Below are 2,250 nucleotides of genomic sequence, written 5' to 3'. Positions count from 1 at the left end.
CGGCACTCCTACTTTCAGACAGCAGATACCCCTTACCAGAAGCTCCACCTGAACTCCGCAGGAAGATGCATAATACAATCCAGCAATAATCTTCGGATCACAGAGAGAATTCATCTTTGCGCGGATTAACGCCGGAAGTCCTTTCTTCGCATTCTCTGCCTCACGTTCAATCAGGCTTAAGAACCTGTCCTTCATCCAGATTGGTGCTACGATCAGCTTATTCCAGCTTTTCGGTTCAGAATATCCAGAGAGCATGTTAAATACTGCTGTTGCATCTTCACCAAAACGTTCATCGCAGGTAAAGATACCGCAGTCTGTATAGAGTTTGGCAGTGGAATCATTGTAGTTTCCGGTTGCCAGATGCACATAACGGCGGATTCCTGTCTCTTCCCTGCGCACAACCAGTGTGATCTTGCTGTGTGTCTTAAGGCCTACCAGACCATAAATTACATGACATCCTGCCTTCTCCAGCTTCTTCGCCCATACAATATTATTTTCTTCATCAAAACGTGCTTTCAGCTCTACCAGCACGGAAACCTGTTTGCCGTTTTCTGCTGCCTGCGCAAGGGCAGCAATGATCGGTGAATTGCCGCTGACACGATACAGAGTCTGTTTAATAGCCAGAACATCCGGATCTTTTGCTGCCTGACGTACGAAATTTACAACAGGATCGAAGCTCATATAAGGATGATGCAGGAATACATCGCCCTCACGTATCACCTGGAAAATATCCTTCTCATTCTGAAATTCCGGTACAGGTGCCGGCTGATATCTCGGTGTCTTGTAAGCATCAAAGCCATCCGCACCATATACTTTCATAAGCATGGTAAGATCCAGAGGTCCGTTTATCTCAAAAATATCTGCCTCTTTGATATCAAATTCCGTTTTCAGAATCTTCAGCAGGCGTTCATCCATCTTATCCTCTACTTCCAGACGGATAACCTCACCCCACTGACGTTTCTTTAACTGGCGCTGGATCTCCACCAGCAGATCCTCTGCCTCATCTTCATCGATGGTAAGATCCGCATTACGCATAATACGGTAAGGATGGGCACATATCACATCATAACTCAGGAAAAGTTTGTCAATATTTCTTTCAATAATCTCTTCCAGCAGGATCACTGTGGTATCTCCATCCTTCTTTGACGGAATCTGCACCACCCTTGGAAGCACAGACGGAACCTGCACTGTAGCAAACAGAAGTTCTCCTGTTTTATCCTTTTTGCTGAGTTTATCACTCTTCTCCTTCTTAGAGATCAGAGCACCGATATTTAATGTCTTGTTTCTGATCAGCGGAAACGGTCTGGAAGAATCCATCGCCATCGGTGTAAGTACCGGATATACATTATCCTCAAAGTATCTGTCTACAAATACACTCTGTGCTTCTGTAAGATTCTCATGGGCTGCCACCAGGTGCATTCCGGCTTTCTCAAGCGCAGGGATCAGAGAACGGTTCAGTGTATTATACTGTACATGAACCAGTTCATGGGTACGGACACTGATTTCTTTTAACTGCTCCTTGGCTGTCATTCCTGCAATGTCTGTTTTATGATATCCTGCATGTACCTGATCCTTAAGAGACGCCACACGCACCATAAAGAATTCATCCAGATTGGATGCGGTAATGCTTAAGAACTTCAGTCTGTCAAACAAAGGAAGATTTTTATCTCTTGCTTCACTCAGAACACGCTCATCAAATTTGAGCCAGCTCAGCTCGCGATTCACGAAATATTCTTTCTTTTCAAATTTTTCAAAGTCCATAAGTTCATCCTCCTTTACGCTCTGCCCTTGCGTCTGAGAACCAGACGAATGCCAAATACTTCTTCAAAAAATGCCTCTTTATCTTTCAGCAGTCCCAGTTCCAGGGAAATGTCCTGTGCAGAATCCACGATCATCTGCAGTTCTCTGTCTTTGAGCACTGCTTTGATTCCTTTTACTTTCTGATAATGACTTCTGTCCATGGCATTTGCCAGGCGAAGGATTGCAGTCATCTTTGCCACCTTGATATAGCTCTCTCTGTCAATAGCGATTCCCATACTGTAAAGTTCATCATAATAAACAAACGCAGAATTATTGAATCTGACCGCACATGCGATCATCTGGCGTTCCATAAAGGACAGCCCAATGATATCTGTAGACATAATGATCTGATAGGAACACTCGGAAACCTTTTCCATACTGATATATTTGCCACAGTCATGAAGCAGTGCCGCGATCTGCAATAACAGACGTTCTCTTGCTCCCATACCA

General features: G+C 44.3%; 1 protein-coding gene and 1 pseudogene. Both read right to left on the bottom strand.

Annotated features, from left to right (window positions below; all coding sequences use genetic code 11):
- Positions 1-1,761: polyphosphate kinase 1 (gene ppk1, locus AC075J_RS05885; protein ID WP_476390136.1), on the bottom strand; the 1,761-nt coding region annotated here is incomplete at its 3' end.
- A 14-nt stretch (positions 1,762-1,775) separates the two neighbouring features.
- Positions 1,776-2,250, bottom strand: a pseudogene (locus AC075J_RS05880) (Ppx/GppA phosphatase family protein); the annotation flags it as partial.

It is taken from the genome of Blautia sp. ZXY-1-C6 (assembly GCF_056339875.1).
The sequence above is the reverse complement of the archived record's forward strand: the minus strand, read 5'-3'. Positions and strand labels throughout refer to the sequence as shown.